Origin of the sequence: Halomonas sp. SpR8 (assembly GCF_031010195.1) — a bacterium.
Lineage (GTDB): Bacteria > Pseudomonadota > Gammaproteobacteria > Pseudomonadales > Halomonadaceae > Vreelandella.
Map to the genome: position 1 here is coordinate 84561 of NZ_JAUAMC010000005.1, position 17271 is coordinate 101831.

Annotated in this window: 18 protein-coding genes; 13 read left to right on the forward strand and 5 right to left on the reverse strand. The window is 55.6% G+C overall.

The genetic code is table 11. The features are described from left to right. Positions 1-17 precede the first annotated feature (17 nt). Positions 18-833: a LuxR C-terminal-related transcriptional regulator gene (locus QT230_RS11400; RefSeq protein ID WP_308321902.1), complete on the forward strand. Its 816-nt coding sequence runs from the start codon at positions 18-20 to the stop codon at positions 831-833. Between the two features lie 38 nt (positions 834-871). Here the strand turns inward: QT230_RS11400 and QT230_RS11405 are convergent, their stop codons facing one another. Continuing rightward, positions 872-1987, reverse strand: a complete 1116-nt coding sequence (locus tag QT230_RS11405) for a metal ABC transporter solute-binding protein, Zn/Mn family (protein WP_308321903.1) — start codon at positions 1985-1987, stop codon at positions 872-874. Positions 1988-2096: 109 nt separating this feature from the next. On the opposite strand from QT230_RS11405, the gene QT230_RS11410 reads away from it, so the two are divergent. The 10 genes from QT230_RS11410 to folE2 all read left to right on the forward strand — a co-directional run bounded on the left by QT230_RS11410 (position 2097) and on the right by folE2 (position 11734). Then, positions 2097-2840: a metal ABC transporter ATP-binding protein gene (locus QT230_RS11410; protein ID WP_308321905.1), complete on the forward strand. Its 744-nt coding sequence runs from the start codon at positions 2097-2099 to the stop codon at positions 2838-2840. Further along, positions 2830-3639 carry a metal ABC transporter permease gene (locus QT230_RS11415; RefSeq protein ID WP_308321906.1) on the forward strand — a complete coding sequence of 270 codons (810 nt, stop codon included), beginning with the start codon at positions 2830-2832 and terminating at the stop codon, positions 3637-3639. Before QT230_RS11410 ends, QT230_RS11415 begins: the two co-directional genes overlap by 11 nt. Positions 3640-3671: 32 nt before the next feature. Next, the gene (locus QT230_RS11420) at positions 3672-4346 is read left to right on the forward strand and encodes a DUF1826 domain-containing protein (RefSeq protein WP_308321908.1); all 675 of its coding nucleotides are present in this window, start codon (positions 3672-3674) and stop codon (positions 4344-4346) included. A gap of 129 nt (positions 4347-4475) precedes the next feature. Next, positions 4476-5597 carry an NAD(P)-binding domain-containing protein gene (locus tag QT230_RS11425; protein ID WP_308321910.1) on the forward strand — a complete coding sequence of 374 codons (1122 nt, stop codon included), beginning with the start codon at positions 4476-4478 and terminating at the stop codon, positions 5595-5597. Next, positions 5591-6571: an arsenic resistance protein gene (locus QT230_RS11430; protein ID WP_308321912.1), complete on the forward strand. Its 981-nt coding sequence runs from the start codon at positions 5591-5593 to the stop codon at positions 6569-6571. The genes QT230_RS11425 and QT230_RS11430 overlap by 7 nt, the downstream gene beginning before the upstream one ends. Positions 6572-6653: 82 nt before the next feature. Beyond that, positions 6654-7214 (forward strand): carbonate dehydratase, encoded by a 561-nt coding sequence (locus QT230_RS11435; RefSeq protein ID WP_308321914.1) that lies wholly within the window; start codon positions 6654-6656, stop codon positions 7212-7214. Between the two features lie 9 nt (positions 7215-7223). Then, positions 7224-9209: a threonine--tRNA ligase gene (thrS, locus tag QT230_RS11440; protein ID WP_308322212.1), complete on the forward strand. Its 1986-nt coding sequence runs from the start codon at positions 7224-7226 to the stop codon at positions 9207-9209. 81 nt (positions 9210-9290) lie between these two features. Continuing rightward, entirely contained in the window at positions 9291-9740 is a 450-nt protein-coding gene (gene dksA, locus QT230_RS11445) for an RNA polymerase-binding protein DksA (RefSeq protein ID WP_308321916.1), read from the forward strand. 6 nt (positions 9741-9746) lie between these two features. After that, positions 9747-10835 (forward strand): GTP-binding protein, encoded by a 1089-nt coding sequence (locus QT230_RS11450; RefSeq protein ID WP_308321917.1) that lies wholly within the window; start codon positions 9747-9749, stop codon positions 10833-10835. Beyond that, on the forward strand, positions 10832-11734 hold the full coding sequence (gene folE2, locus QT230_RS11455; protein WP_308321919.1) for a GTP cyclohydrolase FolE2: 903 nt from the start codon (positions 10832-10834) through the stop codon (positions 11732-11734). Before QT230_RS11450 ends, folE2 begins: the two co-directional genes overlap by 4 nt. 18 nt (positions 11735-11752) lie before the next feature. Here the strand turns inward: folE2 and QT230_RS11460 are convergent, their stop codons facing one another. The 3 genes from QT230_RS11460 to QT230_RS11470 form a co-directional block, all read right to left on the reverse strand. After that, entirely contained in the window at positions 11753-12151 is a 399-nt protein-coding gene (locus QT230_RS11460) for a lysozyme inhibitor LprI family protein (RefSeq protein ID WP_308321921.1), read from the reverse strand. A gap of 146 nt (positions 12152-12297) precedes the next feature. After that, positions 12298-12987 carry a metal-binding protein ZinT gene (locus tag QT230_RS11465; RefSeq protein ID WP_308321923.1) on the reverse strand — a complete coding sequence of 230 codons (690 nt, stop codon included), beginning with the start codon at positions 12985-12987 and terminating at the stop codon, positions 12298-12300. Between the two features lie 252 nt (positions 12988-13239). Beyond that, complete coding sequence (locus QT230_RS11470) at positions 13240-13446, reverse strand: cold-shock protein (protein ID WP_308321925.1); 207 nt, start codon at positions 13444-13446, stop codon at positions 13240-13242. Between the two features lie 367 nt (positions 13447-13813). On the opposite strand from QT230_RS11470, the gene QT230_RS11475 reads away from it, so the two are divergent. Both QT230_RS11475 and QT230_RS11480 read left to right on the forward strand, forming a co-directional pair. Then, entirely contained in the window at positions 13814-14770 is a 957-nt protein-coding gene (locus tag QT230_RS11475; RefSeq protein ID WP_308321927.1) for a calcium/sodium antiporter, read from the forward strand. 81 nt (positions 14771-14851) lie between these two features. Then, positions 14852-15403, forward strand: a complete 552-nt coding sequence (locus tag QT230_RS11480; RefSeq protein WP_308321928.1) for a hypothetical protein — start codon at positions 14852-14854, stop codon at positions 15401-15403. A 13-nt stretch (positions 15404-15416) separates the two neighbouring features. Here the strand turns inward: QT230_RS11480 and QT230_RS11485 are convergent, their stop codons facing one another. Beyond that, on the reverse strand, positions 15417-17213 hold the full coding sequence (locus tag QT230_RS11485) for a TRAP transporter fused permease subunit (protein ID WP_308321930.1): 1797 nt from the start codon (positions 17211-17213) through the stop codon (positions 15417-15419). Positions 17214-17271: the final 58 nt, after the last annotated feature.

Consider the following 17271-nt stretch of genomic DNA (forward strand, 5'->3'; position numbering starts at 1 on the left):
GGTATGAGCATGTGGATGTGGAACGGGTGACACATAACGAACATAACGAGGAACTAGCCAACGCCATCATGGCGTTAGCGACCCCTGAGCTGCCTCAACATTTCTCCAGGCTGGTGAAATGCCTAGCGGCATTCGATAACTTGATCATCATCGCTTACCACGGTGAACAACGGCCAGCGGTGCTCTATCGGGAGTACACCGACCCTGTCGTCTATCTACCCATGGATAGCCAATATCTGGGGGGAGCTTATCTGTTGGATCCGTTTTACCGCGAGCATCTTCGAGGCGGTGTGCAGGGTATACACCGATTGATGGACGTGGCGCCCGATCACTTTAGACGCACGCATTACTATAAGAATTACTACCAGCAGACCACGCTACTGGACGAAGTGGCGGTTTTCGCCAGCATCACCGAGGGAGTGACGCTAACCGCCTGTTTGGGCAGAGACTATTCCAGTGGCAAGCCTTTCAACAAGCGAGAACTCCTGGCGTTGCGACAGCACGGGATGATCCTTAGCGCTCTGCTCAAAAAACACTGGCAAGATTACCGCTCCGATGCTGTGAGAAAAGCGGCACCCGCCCCTTTAGAGGAGCGCTTGAGAGAGGCGCTGAATCAGCAACACAGCATACGGCTGAGCCCGCGCCAGGCGGAGGTGGCACTGTTTATTCTAAGAGGCCACTCATCCCTATCGATCAGCCTACACCTGGGTGTCAGCCTTCAGACAGTTAAGGTCTTCCGCCGCCAACTCTACGCCAAGTGCTGCATCTCCTCCCAAGCGGAGCTCTTCGCGCTGCTTATGCCGCTGTTCGCCCGGCTGACCGAACAGAGATAAGGCTTGATATTGTCAGCGGCACATCCAGCAAGACCCATTCAAGCATCGGTACAACGGGCAATCTCATCGGCCAACTGCTCCAGCAGCGCATCAAAGAGACCTGCATCCAGCGTCAGACCCACGCCCAAGGGATCAATGACACCGATATACGCCGACGTATCCCCGAAAACATTATTGACCATCTGCGGATTGAACTGGGGTTCACTAAACACACATTGGATACCTTCATCATTCACCAGCGTTTGCAGCTTCTCGATACGCGCAGGGCTAGGTGAAGAGGCATCGCCAATGGAAATGGCGCCAGCCGCGTGCACGTTAAAGGCCTCTTCGAAGTACTGGTAAGCATCATGGAAAACAATAAAGCGTGTGTCGGCGCTGCTGGCCAAACGATTTTGGATGTGCTCCTGAAGACTGGTTAACTCTTCTTTGCCCTCAGCGGCGTTGTCGCGATAGTACGCGGCATTATCAGGGTCGATCTCACCTAGCTGCTCGGCGATGGCATCCAGCCAACGGCGTGCATTGGCAGGATCCAACCAAGCATGCGGATTCATGCCGGTATGGCTGTGGTCATGGCCGTGATGATCGTGATGATCGTGATGATCGTGATGATCGTGATGATCGTGATGGTCATGGCTACTTTCGTCATGGCTGTCTTTATGACTGTCTTCATGGTGGTGCTCGTGATCGCTGTGATCATGCTCATCGTGGTCGTGGTCATGCCCGTGGTCATGCCCATGGTTATGATCGTCATTGCCGTGGGCATGATCGTGTTCATCAGCATCGTTTAGCGCAAAGGTGGCGCCTTCACGATACTCCAGTGTCGTGATTCCGGGCACGTCCATTAGCTCAAGATGGTGTGCCTCTCCCGCCAGGTTCTCAATAGGCCCTGATAGCCAGGGTGTTAGCGCGTCGCTTACCCATATGACCAGGTCAGCATCATTGAGCGATTGCGCTTCAGATGGCCGTAGCGAATAGCCATGGGGTGAAGCGCCGGGCTGAATAAACAGCTCAGGATCGCCGCGCTCCCCCATTACCTTGGCAACAAGCGAATAAACGGGCGGAATATCCACCGCAACACGCGGCACATCTGCGGCGGCAACAAGGGGGAAAGCCGCCAATAGCGGCCATGATAAACGGGCTAAACGGTTGTTCATGGGGTTCTCCTGATAAAAGTAACTGTTAAACGCAATAGTGAGCCAAGACTCGCCTACATTTATCTTATATGTTATAACATAACAAATACACTAAGAGTGAATGTTAACCATGCGGCTTGCTCACCCTCCTGATAGCGATGCGATTCTGAGCGTTCGCCAACTGAGCGTTCGCTTCGGTGGACAGCAGGTTCTTGAGAACATCAATCTCGACTTATATCGACAGCAGGTTGTGACCCTGATTGGCCCCAACGGCTCGGGGAAATCCACGCTGGTGAAAACGCTGATCGGTGCGGTAACGCCGACCTCGGGGCAGGTGACCATCGCCCCCCAGCAGCACATCGGCTATGTGCCGCAGCGGCTGCACTTGGATCCGACCTTGCCCATGACGGTCAAACGCTTTATCAACTTGCCGCGTCGCCATCCGCGTCGCGATGTACAAAAGGCGCTGGAAGATGCCGGTGCCGAGGCGCTGATTCATGCCGCCATGAGCGAACTGTCGGGCGGCCAGTTTCAACGTGTGCTGTTGGCTCGGGCGCTGCTGGCAAAGCCCGACATTCTGATTCTCGATGAGGCAACCCAAGGGCTCGACCACCGCGGTACCGCTGCGTTCTATCAGCATATCGAAAGCGTGCGCCATACCTACGGCTGCGCTGTGTTGATGGTCAGTCATGACCTCCACGTCGTTATGCGCACCGCCGATCACGTGCTGTGCCTGAATCGGGTTATTTGTTGCGAGGGTGAACCCGAGCACGTTGCCTCATCACCGGATTATCAGGCGCTGTTTGGCGACCAGACCGCCCAGACATTGGCGCTCTACCGCCACCATCATCAGGAGGCGGCCAATGTTGGATGATTTTATGTGGCGTGCGCTGTTCGCCGGAGTGCTGGTGGCGATGGCAGCTGCTCCATTGGGGTGTTTCGTGGTGTGGCGGCGTATGGCCTACTTCGGTGATGCGACAGCGCATGCCGCCATTCTGGGCGTCGCTTTAGCGCTGTTACTGAACGTCTCCATCTTCCTGGGGGTGCTGACAGTCGCCCTGATGATGGCAGGTTGTGTGTCGCTACTTAGCGGGCGCGGCTATGCCATGGATACCCTGCTCGGGGTCATGGCGCACTCGGCCTTGGCGGTTGGCCTGGTGGCCGTGTCGTTTCTTGCCGGGGTACGTATTGATCTCAATGCTTATCTGTTTGGCGATATTTTGGCCGTTGGGAAAAGCGACCTGTGGATCATCGGCGGCGGTGTATTGCTGGTGCTAATACTGCTTTTTTGGCGCTGGTCATCCTTATTGACCGCGACACTAAGCGACGAGCTTGCCCATGCCAGCGGCCTCCACCCGCGCCGCGAACAGTTGGTGCTCACCCTGGCGCTAGCGCTGGTCGTCGCCGTGGCGCTAAAAGTGGTGGGCGTACTGCTGATTGCCGCTTTGCTGATTATTCCAGCGGCCACGGCGCGGCCGTTTTGCCGCACGCCAGAAATCATGGCGATGGTGGCCGCTGGGGTCGCTATGTTGGCGGTGACGGCGGGGCTTAGAGCTGCGTATGTGATGGATACGCCGACCGGGCCAACGATCGTCACGCTTGCCGCTGTGCTGTTTACCCTGGCGACGGTCACGACACAAAGCTGGCGCTTCTTGCGTCAGCGCATTCAATGACGGCTATCTCAACAACGCTTATGGAGTCATTTATGTCTTCGCTTATGTCTTCACTTATGTCTTCGCCACCTGCCCCCCAGTGGCCGTTGCCAGACCATGCCGCCGGTGATAATGACATCAGCGTGCTGCCGCGCATCTTTGAAGACGCTATTAATATCGCGATCTTCCAGCGCCCACTGCCCGCCGATATTGCCTTCAGTGCCCAGGCGCAGTGCCAAACGAATCGCGCCTGGCAATATAGCTGGCTTGGCCATCCGGATGAAACTTTCGTCGCCGACCTGCGCCGCCGCCTGCCCGCCCCGGATGCGGCAACCCCGCTGGTTGAGGATATGGCGACGATTGCCGAAGCGATCGCCTTTCTGTTTGACACCCAGACCGTCGGGATTCGCGTGCGCCTACTCACTAGCGCCATGTGCCCGCGTTTTCACTGCGATAACCTTCCGGTGCGCATGGTAACCACCTATGTCGGCCCAGGCAGCGAATGGCTGCCAGAGTACGCCATTAACCGTGCGGGACTGGGCGCTCCACACCCCGACCGCCCCGACATCGCAACCGACTCCAGCGCTATTCAGCGCCTTGCGCCGGGCGATATAGCCTTACTCAAAGGGAGCGGCTGGGTGGGCTGCGAAGAGCGAGGATTAGTGCATAGAAGCCCCGCGTTGGATGGCGAAGGTAAGCGGCTGCTGATGAGCATTGATCCCGCTTAGGCCTTACCGATTGGTGCGATCACCGAGCGCTATATCGAGCCTGCTATCAGGCTATGCAGACGCTGGATTTACTGTCGGCGTGTTAGGCCGTTCGCCGACGCGGTGACGGTATGAGGATGGAGGCGCGTAATGCAATACTATGATGTGATTATCGTCGGGGCGGGCCCGGCTGGGGTCGGTTTGGCCACCCTGCTGGCAAAACTGCCCGATCTCGATTATGTACTGCTGGAAGGCGGGCGTATTGGTGAGTCGCTGCGCCGCTGGCCCGCGCAAACGCGTTTTATCACCCCTTCTTTTTACAGCAACCCCTTCGGCCTGGCCGATCTCAACGCGGTAGATGCATTGAGTTCACCCGCATTATATTGCGGTGTAGAGCACCCCAGTGGCGCCCAGTACGCCGACTATTTAAGCTTTATTGCCCAGCAGCATGAATTACCCGTCCACGAAAACTGGCTCGTCCAGCAGGTCACGCCTACGGCAGACGGCGGCTTTATCATCAGTGGCGAACAGGGCGAGCTGCACACGCGCTTTCTGGTATGGGCCACCGGCGAGTATCAGTTCCCCGCGCTGGCGCCATTCCCCGGGGCCAGTTGGTGCCCCCACTATGCCGAGGTGGAAAACTGGGCAGACTTCACCGCCCCCCGCTATACGGTGATCGGCGGCTACGAAAGTGGCGTCGATGCGGCGGTCAACCTGGTCCAGCTGGGGCGCTCGGTGCGCCTGCTGGCGCGCAAATCCTCCTGGGATCCCAGTAGCCCCCACGACCCCAGCCTGTCGCTGTCACCCTACACCCGTAGCCGTCTGAATGAGGCGGTCAACACCGGGCGGCTGGAGATTGTTTTCGGTGCGGATATTGTTGAAGTCGTGGCCAATGCGGACAGCGGCTTTAGCATCCACGCCGCCGATGGCCGTCAGTGGGCGTGCGAGCAGCCGCCGATTCTGGGCACTGGCTTTCTCAGTGGCGGCGGCGCCACCCAGATCGATGAATGGTGGGAGTGGGATGCGAAGGGACAGGTAATGCTCACCGAGCTGGACGAATCCACCCTAACGCCAGGGCTATTTTTAGTTGGCCCCCAGGTGCGTCACGACCCCCAAATCTACTGCTTTGTTTACAAGTTTCGCCAGCGCTTCAGCATGATCGCTACCTGTTTGGCCGAGCGCCTGGACATTGATGCCTGGGTACTGGAAGAGGATAACCAAGTGTGGGGCGCGTTCGGCAACCAGGAGTGCTGCGAGGATTGCCAATGCTGACCCTTAGCTCCCGCGACCACTTACCCGCTGCCACGCTGACCTCCAGCTTGCTGGTGATCGCGATTATTATCGGCGCGCTACTCGGCCACTTCGCCCCCGTCCGCGGCCAGTGGCTGGGCGATAACGTCGATACCACGCTGCTCACCATGATTGGTTTGCTGTTCTTCAGCGTGCGCTTAAACGTGCTTGCCCGACAGGCGAGCAATCTGCGCTTTATGGTCATCGCCATCATGGCTAACTTTGTGTTGGTACCCCTGATTGGCTATGGCGTGGCGTCGCTATTTATGTCAGCGCACCCACTGCTGATGGTGGGGCTAGTGATCTACTTTATGTCGCCCTGCACCGACTGGTTTCTGGGCTTTACCCGCTTGGCAGGGGGCAATGTCGCCTTAGGGATGGCGCTGATACCGATTAATATGGCGCTACAGCTGCTGCTTTACCCGTTCTATTTGCAGTGGTTTACCCCGCATACGGGCGCGGTTGATCCCCAGTTAATCGCTACCACGCTGCTGCACTGGTTTTTGCTGCCCGCGATCGCCGCCCTAACGCTGCATCACACCCTACGCTTTATGCTTGGCGAGCAACGTTTTGAACAGTGGCTAACCTTTGCAGACCGCATCACCCCCTGGGTGATTGCACTGCTGGTGCTGCAGATATTCGCCGGTAATATCGCCTCAATCCTCGCCCACCGTTATGTGTTTGCCTGGCTGCTGCTGTCGGTGTTTGTGTTCTTTGTGCTGACCTTCCTGCTTAGCGAGGCGATCAGCCGCGGGTGCCGCCTGGACTACCCCGAACACGCGCTACTCACCATGACCATCGCCGCCCGTAATGCGCCGCTGATGCTAGCGGTGACCATGACGGTGCTGCCCGGCCAGCCCCTCATCTACGCTGCTCTGGTGATCGGCATGTTAGTGGAATTTCCTCACTTGACGCTGCTAAGGCGCGTGCTGCTGGTGCTCAAGCGTCCCCCCTGATCCATCCCGATGGTTTCATCGTCGTAATAGTGGTTAACCACGCCGTCATTATGATTAGCATCCATTTATCTAAAGGCCCTTTATGATCAGAAAAAATCCGCGTGGCGATTTGCCTAAAATTGCTCCCAGCGCCTTTGTTGATCCTACCGCCATTATTTGCGGCTTAGTGATTGTTGAAGAGAACGTTTTTATCGGCCCCTATGCCGTCATTCGAGCTGATGAAGTCGATGCGGATGGGCATATCGATCCAATCGTTATCGGTGCCCATTCTAATATTCAAGATGGCGTTGTTATTCACTCAAAATCCGGCGCCAAGGTGACGATAGGCCAGCATACGTCAATCGCTCACCGGGCAATCGTGCATGGTCCTTGCACGGTAGGCAGTCATGTATTCATCGGTTTTAACAGTGTGCTTTTCAACTGCACGATCGAGGATCGATGTGTGGTGCGCTATAACGCAGTGGTTGATGGCTGCCATCTTCCTGCTGGCTTTTATGTTCACTCTACTGAACGCATTGGCCCGGAAACCGATCTGGCGTTTTTGCCACAAGTCTCAATCGAAGCCAGTGAGTTCTCCGAAGATGTCGCCCGCACCAATAATGATCTGGTGCTGGGCTATAAGGCAATCCATAACGAGTTTTAAGCGATGAACATGCCCACCTTAGAACAGACAGTAACTGTCACGCTGCCAGATGGCGCCAAACGCCACTTTGACCACCCAGTTAGTGTCGCCGAGGTGGCGCACGCCATTGGCCCTGGGCTGGCGAAACAGACCCTGGCCGGTAAGCTCGATGGTCGCCTGGTCGATGCCTGCGAAGTGATTGATCACGATGCCCAGCTGCAGATCATTACCCCCAAGGATGATGAAGGGCTGGCGATTATCCGCCACTCCTGCGCCCACCTGATCGGCCATGCGGTTAAGCAGCTTTACCCTAGCGCCATGATGGTGATTGGCCCGGTGATTGACGCTGGCTTCTACTACGATATCGCCTTTGAACGCCCCTTGACGCCCAGCGATCTCGCCGCCATTGAAGCGCGGATGAGCGAGCTGATTGATCAGCAATATGACGTTGTAAAGCGCATGACGCCCCGGGAGGAGGCGGCCGAGCTGTTTAAGGCGCGCGGTGAGACTTACAAGCAGCACCTGATCGAAGAAATGCCCGCGGACGTCACCAGTGTGGGGCTGTATATCCACCAAGAGTATGTGGATATGTGCCTTGGCCCCCATGTGCCCAATACCCGCTTTCTCAAAGCGTTCAAACTGACCAAACTGGCCGGTGCCTACTGGCGGGGCGATGCCAACAACGAACAGCTACAGCGTATCTACGGCACCGCCTGGGCGGATAAAAAGCAGCTCAAAGCCTACTTGCAGCGCCTTGAAGAGGCGGAAAAGCGTGACCACCGACGCCTGGGCCGGGGTTTGGATCTGTTTCATTTCCAGGAAGATGCGCCGGGCGCGGTGTTCTGGCATCCCCGCGGCTGGGCGGTTTTCCAGCAGTTGGTCGCTTATATGCGCCGCCGCCAGCAGGCGGCGGGCTATGTGGAGGTCAACTCCCCCGATGTGATGGATCGCAGCCTATGGGAAATCTCCGGCCACTGGCACAACTACCGCGAGCATATGTTCACCACCGACACCGAGGATGGACGCTCGCTGGCGCTCAAACCGATGAACTGCCCCGGCAGCGTGCTGCTCTACCGCCACGGTTTAAAAAGCTACCGCGACCTGCCCATTCGCATGGGCGAGTTTGGCAAGGTGCACCGCTACGAGCCCTCCGGCGCGCTCCACGGGCTGCTGCGTGTGCGCCACTTTACCCAGGACGACGCCCATATCTACTGCACGCCGAGCCAGATGGATGCCGAGTGCCGGGATGTGGTGGCCCTGGTGCTGGATATCTACCGCCAGTTCGGCTTTGAGGATGTGCGTATCAAACTCTCTACTCGGCCAGAGAGCCGCATGGGTGACGATGCCAGCTGGGATCTGCTGGAAGGCGCGCTGGAGCAGGCGTTGACGGGCATGGGCCTGACCTATCAGCTCAACCCCGGTGAAGGCGCCTTCTACGGCCCAAAACTTGAGTTTGTGCTACGCGACGCCATTGGCCGCGATTGGCAGTGCGGCACGCTTCAGGTGGATATGAACCTGCCCGAGCGTTTCGGCCTTGAGTACGTGGCTGAAGACGGCCAGCGCAAGCGCCCCGTGATGCTGCACCGGGCGCTGTTTGGCTCGCTGGAGCGCTTTATCGGCATTCTGATCGAACACTACGCGGGCAAACTCCCGGCCTGGTTGGCGCCGGTTCAGGCAGTGGTACTGTCGATCACCGATGACCATGCCCGCTACGCCCAGGAGGTGGCGCAGTTGCTCAACGGGGCAGGTGTGCGCACCGAGGTGGATGTGCGCAACGAGAAGATCGGCTACAAAATTCGCGAGCAAACCCTGCAGCGCATCCCCTTTTTGCTAGTGGCAGGCGCCAAGGAGCGCGAGGCGGGCAGTATTGCCCTGCGCACTCGTGAGGGCGAAGACCTGGGCGTACTGCCTATTAAGCAAGCCGTAGCGTTACTGTTAGAACATGTTCAAACCCCGGATGCCGCTGAACATCGTACGGCCCAGCAGCGGCTAATGGAGCGGTTGACCGCCAGTTAGCAGGGATCTTCGTCTGTTGGCATTTTATGCTACGTTATAACGTTTACCTTAAGGTGCGATAGGGATATGCAAGAGACAAGTATGAGTGTGCAAGAACAAAGCGCATCCGCTGATAAAGCCTGGGCAGAGCAGCTACTGGCGATGCCCGCCAGTGACTATATGAACGACGAGCAATTGAGGTTTTTCCGACATCGACTGCAGGCCGAACGTGCCGAGATTGAAGCGCACTTAAGAGAGATGAAGGACGTCATCGCTTCCCGTGAACGCGACAGTGACGAATCGGATCAAGCCTCCTTTGAGGAGGAGCTGCGCTTGGCATTGCGCCAGGCGGATCGCGAGAGCCGTTTGCTTAAAAACATTGAGTCAGCCTTAAAACGCATTGAGAGCGGCGAGTACGGCTACTGCGAAGAGACCGGCGAGCCCATTGGACTACCCCGGTTGATGTTCAGGCCCACCGCGAAACTATGCATTGAAGCAAAAGAGCGTCAGGAGCAACAAGAACACCATTATCGCAAAGCGCGCTGGGAGTAAGCTGTTATGCAGGAACCGTCATTAATACCGGTCAATCTGCTGACCGGCTTCTTGGGTAGTGGAAAGACCACGCTACTCAATCGCTGGGTTCACCAAACCTCCATGCACAACACCTTGGTGGTGATCAATGAGTTTGGTGCCATCGGGTTGGATCACCAGCTGATTACCCACAGCGATGAGCAGGCGGTGATCGAAATGAGCAGCGGCTGCTTATGCTGCACCCTGCGGGGCGATTTGAGCCGTACGCTGCAGCAGGCGATGGAAGACTTAGAGGCTCAAGAGAAGCCTTTGCCCTCCCGGGTGGTGATTGAGACCACTGGGCTAGCGGAGCCAACCTCTTTGCTGCAATTGCTGATGACGGATTACTGGCTAGCGCACCGCTTTAAACTAGATAGCGTGGTGTGCTGCGTTGATGCCACAAGTGGTTTGGCAACCCTGGACGCCCACCCGGAGTCGCAACAGCAAATCGCGGTGGCCGACAAACTGCTGATGACCAAAACCGACCTGGCGAGCGAAGAGAGCGTGTCCCAACTGGCAAATCGATTGGCCAGGTTGAACCCCGCCGCGGCGCAGTGGCAGGTGTTTAATGGCGAACTCTCCGCAGATTTGCTGGTGGGGGCAGGATTACATGGTGGCGACACCAAGGGGTTCCAGGTGGAGCAGTGGCTCAAAGCGGGCAGCTACGCTGTACACCAAGCAGACGCCCATCCGGACGCTTTGACCGCGCCGCTGAACCGTTCGCCATTGAATACTCATCAGCCCGGCGACTCCCCGCACAGCGACGGTATTAATGCCTTCTGCTTTAGCGTTAACGAGCTTATCGAGCCTGACGCCTTGGAAGGCTGGCTGGATGTGTTGATGTCATTAATGAGCGACAAAATGCTGCGCATTAAAGCCATTGTGCACCTCACTGATAGAGATACGCCGCTAGCGCTTCACGGCGTGCAGCACATTTTTCACCCGCCAGCGCCGCTGCCAGCCAACAGCGTGGGCGACCGCGTATCGCGCTTTGTATTTATTACCCACAATGTGGCGCCTGACACCGTGGCCGAGCTGTACAACTTCTTCCACTCCTCTCAAGAGGTAGCCCAATGACCGTTTTGACCTTACCCGATATCGCCAGCCAAACCACCCGCTTAACGAGTACATTGACCTGGGTGGGCATGGAGGGCATTGCGCTGCCTGTCCAACTGGGCACTCGCAGTGTGATAGCCAAACTGGACGCGGGGGTGAGCCTTGATGATAGCGAAGCACGCGGTATCCATATGTCGCGGCTCTATTTGGCGATGGCACCGCTTGAGGACGCACCGCTTACCTTGCCAACGGTGAAGGACATATTGAGCACGTTTTTAACCAGCCAGGAGGGGATATCCCAGCAGGCGTACCTGAATGTGGAAGGCGAACTGCCGCTCAAGCGGCAAGCCTTGATTAGTCCGCTCGCCGGATGGAAAAGCTACCCCTTTTCACTGCGCGGCCAATTAACCCCTGCCGGATTTCAAGTTGAACTGGGGCTGACGGTGGGCTATTCGTCTACCTGCCCCTGCTCGGCGGCGCTGGCGCGGCAGTCTATCCAGCAAGCCTTTGCAGAAGATTTTTCAGAAATCCCGCTAACCCAATCGGCGGTATCGGCATGGCTGGGCAGCGAAGAGGGCATATTAGCCACGCCTCACAGCCAGCGCAGCTTTGTCGAGTGCTCGCTGCGTTTAGCCGAGGGTGAAAACGATGAACTACCCATAGCAGATTGGCTAGAACGTGCGATTGATCGTATCGAGAATGCGCTAGGCACCGCACTGCAAACCGCCGTGAAGCGTATTGACGAGCAGGCGTTTGCCCTGGCCAACGGGCAAAACCTGATGTTCTGCGAAGACGCGGCAAGGCGGGTCGATAAAGCTCTGCGGCAGGCACCGGGGATCGCCGGTTTTCAGCTTAAGGTGGTGCATGCCGAGAGCCTGCACGCCCACAATGCAGTGGCGCGCAGCGAGTGGAACGGGTGATTGCCTGCTGCCTTTTTTTTACCGAGAGCAGCTTAGATCGCCCTCTTCACAGCTAGCATGCTCACGCAGTTGATTAGTACGTGCCTCTGTCAGCGTTTCAAGACATACGTTTTGGATCATAGGCTGTGCACTACCGCCTTCAACAGCGCTACTCTCAAATGCACACTCAGCGTCGCGAAAACCGATCCACGCCCGTTGGGCAGTTCTAAGCTTCTCTAATGCGTCAGCGTTACTGTTTAGTTGACCCACAAGCTCCTGATAAGTCTCATTGAGCTTATCATCAGCCGCTTGATACGCCTGCGCGGAGCATTCGGTGAGTTCAGCCTGAGTAGTAGCGCTATCACATGTATCGCCCGCATATGTAAAACTATTTGCGACTAAACAACCTACCCCTAAAAGAAGTGTAGATAAACGCATAGTGAGTGATCCTATTCCATTTGGATAAAGCAATATTGAGGGAGTACATCATCTCCCTTGAATCCTAGTTGATAAGTGCCAATAAAAGCAAAGCGCTGGCATAAGGCCAGCGCTGTTACGATCAATTAAATTATAGCGACTGCCCATTAGTGGGCTAGCATTTCACCAACAATTTCGTCACCGTTTAACTCGGAAGGATAATAGGTAGGCCAGTTAGTCACTTCCTCTAACAGCGCCTCACGATCATCACCCCAGTAAAGGTGGAAATGGTGTGCGTCCGTGGGGTAAATGCTGTGGTCACTGAACTGGATATACTGGGGTAGCTCTCCAGAGCCCTCTCCCTCAAGCTCGAAAATAAACCGAACACCTCGGTTGCCCGCTTGGTAATTTAAAATCTCATAGCCATCGTACTGGTAGTTGCCCGACACCTCTTCGCCGCTTGCAAAAAAGGTAACATTACTACCATCGATAACGATACGCTCTACATCGGTTTCATAACCTGTATCGTAATAGTCTTTATACTCTTCAGCGGTTTTATCGCCATTCTCTGCTTTATCAACAAATACTTCATCTAGCGTGCCATCTTGCAGGTACGGATAGACAGATTGCCAATCACCTTCCCAGTCCGACAATGGGCGATCCTTAATCTGATCGTCCTCAAAATACCCCGAATAGATATCGCTATCGTGGTCGTGGTCGTGATCGTGATCGTGATCGTGATCGTGATCGTGATCGTGAGCATGGTCGTGATCGTTGGCGCTTACGCCTTGAATACCCGTTAATAGCAAAGCGCTAAATGCAAGCGCAACGATGCCTCTAAGTGACAATGTCGTCATATCCAATCTCTCCTTTTGCCAATTGCAAAGTAATACAGCTTCACAATAAGGTATATTATAACATAACTTTAATCAAACTCATTCTTGTCTAAGCTTTGCGCTTCAACCGATAATCTGAGTTATTACTTGGCGCCAGCCAGAGAGGATACGCTTAAATAAAAAAACTTTAACAGACACAAACGCATCGGGCCCCGCTTGCGCGGGGCCCGATCATCGAATCAAAAGATTCGAGAGCTTAAATGATCGCTAGGATCAAGAAAGCAGCTTGATGTTTGAAGCTTGAAGGCCTTTCTGACCTTGGGTAACGTCAAAAGAGACGCTAGCGCCTTCAGGCAAAGATTTGAAGCCATCAGCCTGAATTTCAGAAAAATGAGCAAAAACGTCGTCGCTGCCGTCAGACGGTGCGATGAAGCCAAAACCTTTGGAGTCGTTGAACCACTTAACTGTGCCAGTTGCCATGATATAAATCCTTTTCGCAGTTGCGAATTGTAAAATCCTGGTATTACCCAGATAAATAGTGAGTAGAACAAGGAATACAATTACAGACTACCGAAAGAATTCGAATGTTTCTGAAACCATGCTTGCTTGCTAACTTACTAACTGGGTATATCCTGCCATGTGGACGGCAGCAGGTCAAAGCTTTTGTGCTTTTTTAATTTAACGGCCCGCCTCTCTTAGCCGCTATAAAACCGCGCAAATTATGAAAAATAGCCGTAATCTTGCCGATAAGCTGGGCACTAATAATCCGATCGCCCAGCGCGCTCTACGAACCAGGTGAACCCCGCGTTATTCGCGGCCTGGGGAGTACTCTGGAAGAGGTCTTAACATGCTATATGGACTTAGTTTGTTGGCGGGTATTGTGCTACTCACCCTCGGGGGTGAGTCACTCATCCGTGGTGCAGTGGCTGGCGCTCGTAAAGTAGGCGTTTCGCCACTGTTAACAGGGCTAGTCGTGGTAGGTTTTGGCACGTCGGCGCCTGAACTGGTGGTGTCAATTGATGCCGCGATAAACCAACAGCCAGATATTGCTGTGGGCAATATTGTGGGCAGTAATATTGGCAACATTTTATTGATTTTAGGTATGTGCGCGGTTATTAGCCCCATGGTGGTGCAACCCTTAGCGCTGCGCCGGGATGGTTTGGTGGTGGTGCTGGCGAGCCTGCTGTTTATTGGTCTTGCGTTTAACGGCGCCTTAGGGCGCGCAGATGCCGGCATTTTTCTAGCAGGGCTTGTTGGCTATCTTATTTGGGCATACGTCAGTGAAAGCCGCCATCACGTTCCCTCAGCGGATATGCACGTCTCAGAAGCAGATGAAATGACCAAACTACCGACCACAGGATGGATGATCGCCGTCGCGCTGGTGGTCGGACTGGGCATGCTGATTGGTGGTTCGCAGTTGCTGCTATTTGGTGCCATTGGCTTAGCGCAGGCAATGGGAATTTCCGAAGCGGTCATCGGCTTAACCATTGTGGCCATAGGTACGTCGCTGCCTGAAATGGCGGTCTCGGTGATTGCGGCCATACGCCGTCATGCTGATGTGGCGGTGGGTAATATTCTCGGCAGCAATATCTTTAACCTGCTGGGCATTTTGGGCATCTCAGCTTTTTTACAACCGCTGCCACTGGTAGAACGGGTCGTCTTATTTGATCAATGGGTCATGCTCGGCGCAGCCAGTGTACTGGTCCTGTTCCTGTATACCGGCATGCGCTTATCACGCTGGGAAGGCGCTGCGCTGCTTGCCGGTTACGCGGCTTATATAGCGTTGAGCTTTACTGCTTTCTAATGTTTTTTGCTAGTAATTTGCATAGAGCCAACAGCCTCCCGGATTTAGGCTCTATGCCTGCAACTTCATATAAGGATCACCGTGCGCATTGCGACCCTCGGACCTAGCGGTAATAACCACGAATTGATTGCCAAGCGCTATCTCAGCCTGCGCTGTTGTGGCGAAGACAGCATCGCGCTGTTCAGCCAGTTTGAAGACGCCTTCCAGGCACTGATTGCTGGGCAAGTGAGCCACGTACTGCAGTGCACCGCCCATGCAACGCACAGCGATTGCGTTGGCCGCTATATGCATCATGCTTATCCCGTGGATACGTTTATTGCCGGCAGCAAGCCGCTGGCACTATTAGCACAACGCGCTATTGCTCACCCCACCCAGGTCGCGCTGCAACCAGCGACCCGCTATTACACCGACTTGACGAGCTATGCAGACATTATTGAAGCACCCACCACCGTGGCGGTGGCAGAAGGCCTGCTTGCAGGGCGTTTTGAGGCGGGTATCTGTGCCGAAGAAGTGCTAGCGCAGGCACCTGAGCAGTTGCGCCTAGTGCAATCACTGGGCCCTGCATTAGACACCTGGGTAGTGTTTGCCACTACGCCGTTGCCCGCCTCTTCACCGCTGTGTCTTGAGGACTAAACATAGACGACAACTAAAACACAAAAATAACGACGATTCCCAACACGACCAGCACTACCCGTTGCCACAGCGCTTTACGCGCAATGATACCGTATGAGATAGCACTTAATCCTATCGCTACTTTCAGTGCGTCCAGCAGAGCATTCGTGGGATTGAAGGCCAGTTGGATTATCTCTGGATTGGCCACCATCGCCAGAGGAATAATATACAGCCCAATACCAAGCGCCATCGCTTTGAACGCCACTTTCAGCCAGTTTTCGCCGACCATACCCGCGGCGATAAACACACCGCCACACACCGGCGGCGTAATGGTCGAGAGCAGCGCGTACCAGAACACAAACAGGTGCGCTAAAAGTGGCTCCAAACCTAGCGAGGTTAGCGCGGGCCCGGCGACGGAGACACAAATCACATAGGCGGCTGTGGTGGGCACCTCCATACCAAGGATCAAACAGGCAAGCGCCGTTAGCAGCAGCGCAGGCCATAGCATGTCGTTGGAGAGCGAAAGAATACCCGAGGTAATTTTAACGCCCAAACCGGTCAGTGACAGCACGCCAACCACCAGCGACGCACACAGAATAATAGCGCCAATCACGGCAATTTGACGCCCTGCGGTTACCGCTGCGTCCGCTAAGCGATTAGCAAAGCCAGGGAGTGAAAAGCGTAGTCTGACATCGAAAAACAGCAGGGCCATACCCGCAAAAATCGCAATGCTGGCGGCGTACTGGGGAGTAAAACCAGCGTTAAATATACGCTCCAACAGCAGCAAAAACGGAATAGCGAAAAACAGCGAGGTAATTAGCACCTCTTTGGTGCTGGGTCGTTCGCTCTCCGCAACAGGCTGGAGATCATGCCGGGTTGCATAGGCATTAATGCCCACCCAGACGGTCAAAAAATACAGCACCGCTGGCAGCATGGCGGCGGCCATAATTTGCGTGTAGGGCGTGCCGGTTAGCTCCACCATCACAAATGCGCCCGCGCCCATCAACGGCGGCATAATTTGCCCTCCTGAAGAGGCGACCGCCTCCACTGCGCCAGCCAGCGAGCGCGGGTAGCGCAGCCGCACCATGGAAGGAATGGTAATCGCCCCGGTGGAAGCCACGTTAGCCGACGCCGAACCTGAAATGGAGCCCATCAACGCCGAGGAAATAACCGCCACTTTGGCGGCTCCACCGGTGAGTCGACCCGCCACCGCGCTGGCGAGATTCATAAAACCCTGACCCGCCTCGCCCGCATTAAGCACCGCGCCAAAAATCACGAAAATCGCCACCACGCTAACGCTAACGCCTGTAAGCGACCCCCACAGCCCGCCTTCAGCAATGGTCAGCGTACCCACCATGCTTGCCAGCGGCAGCCCCGGATGGCCAAAAGCACCGGGGATATACTGCCCCAAAGCGCCATACATCAGCGCCAGCAGCGCCACCAGCGGCAGTGGCCAGCCAATCGCTCGGCGCGCAGCTTCAAGCGCCAGGGCGATTAAGAACAGCCCAATCGCCATCTGTAGATGGGTATCAATAAAGCCGTACTGATTGGCCAGCGCGGCCTCGTTAAGCGCAATGTAGCCGCACGCTGCAATGCCTAATACCGTTAGCACCCAGCCGCTAATTCGCTGCACCGATGTGCTCGCCATATACACCAGCACCCACGGCAACAGCAGCGCCATATGTAATGGCCGGCTGACGAGCGCAGGTGTTAAACCGTAAAAAATCAACCCAAGGTGGAACACCACGCTGACCGCGCCTAACGCCACCCAACCCGGCGCGACTGAATCATCCGCCGGTGACGCCGCTTGCAATGAGGAAAAAACACGCATACCCAGTTGCCTATCAATCCAGCATCAATACGGTACTGCCACAGCGCAAAGGCTATGG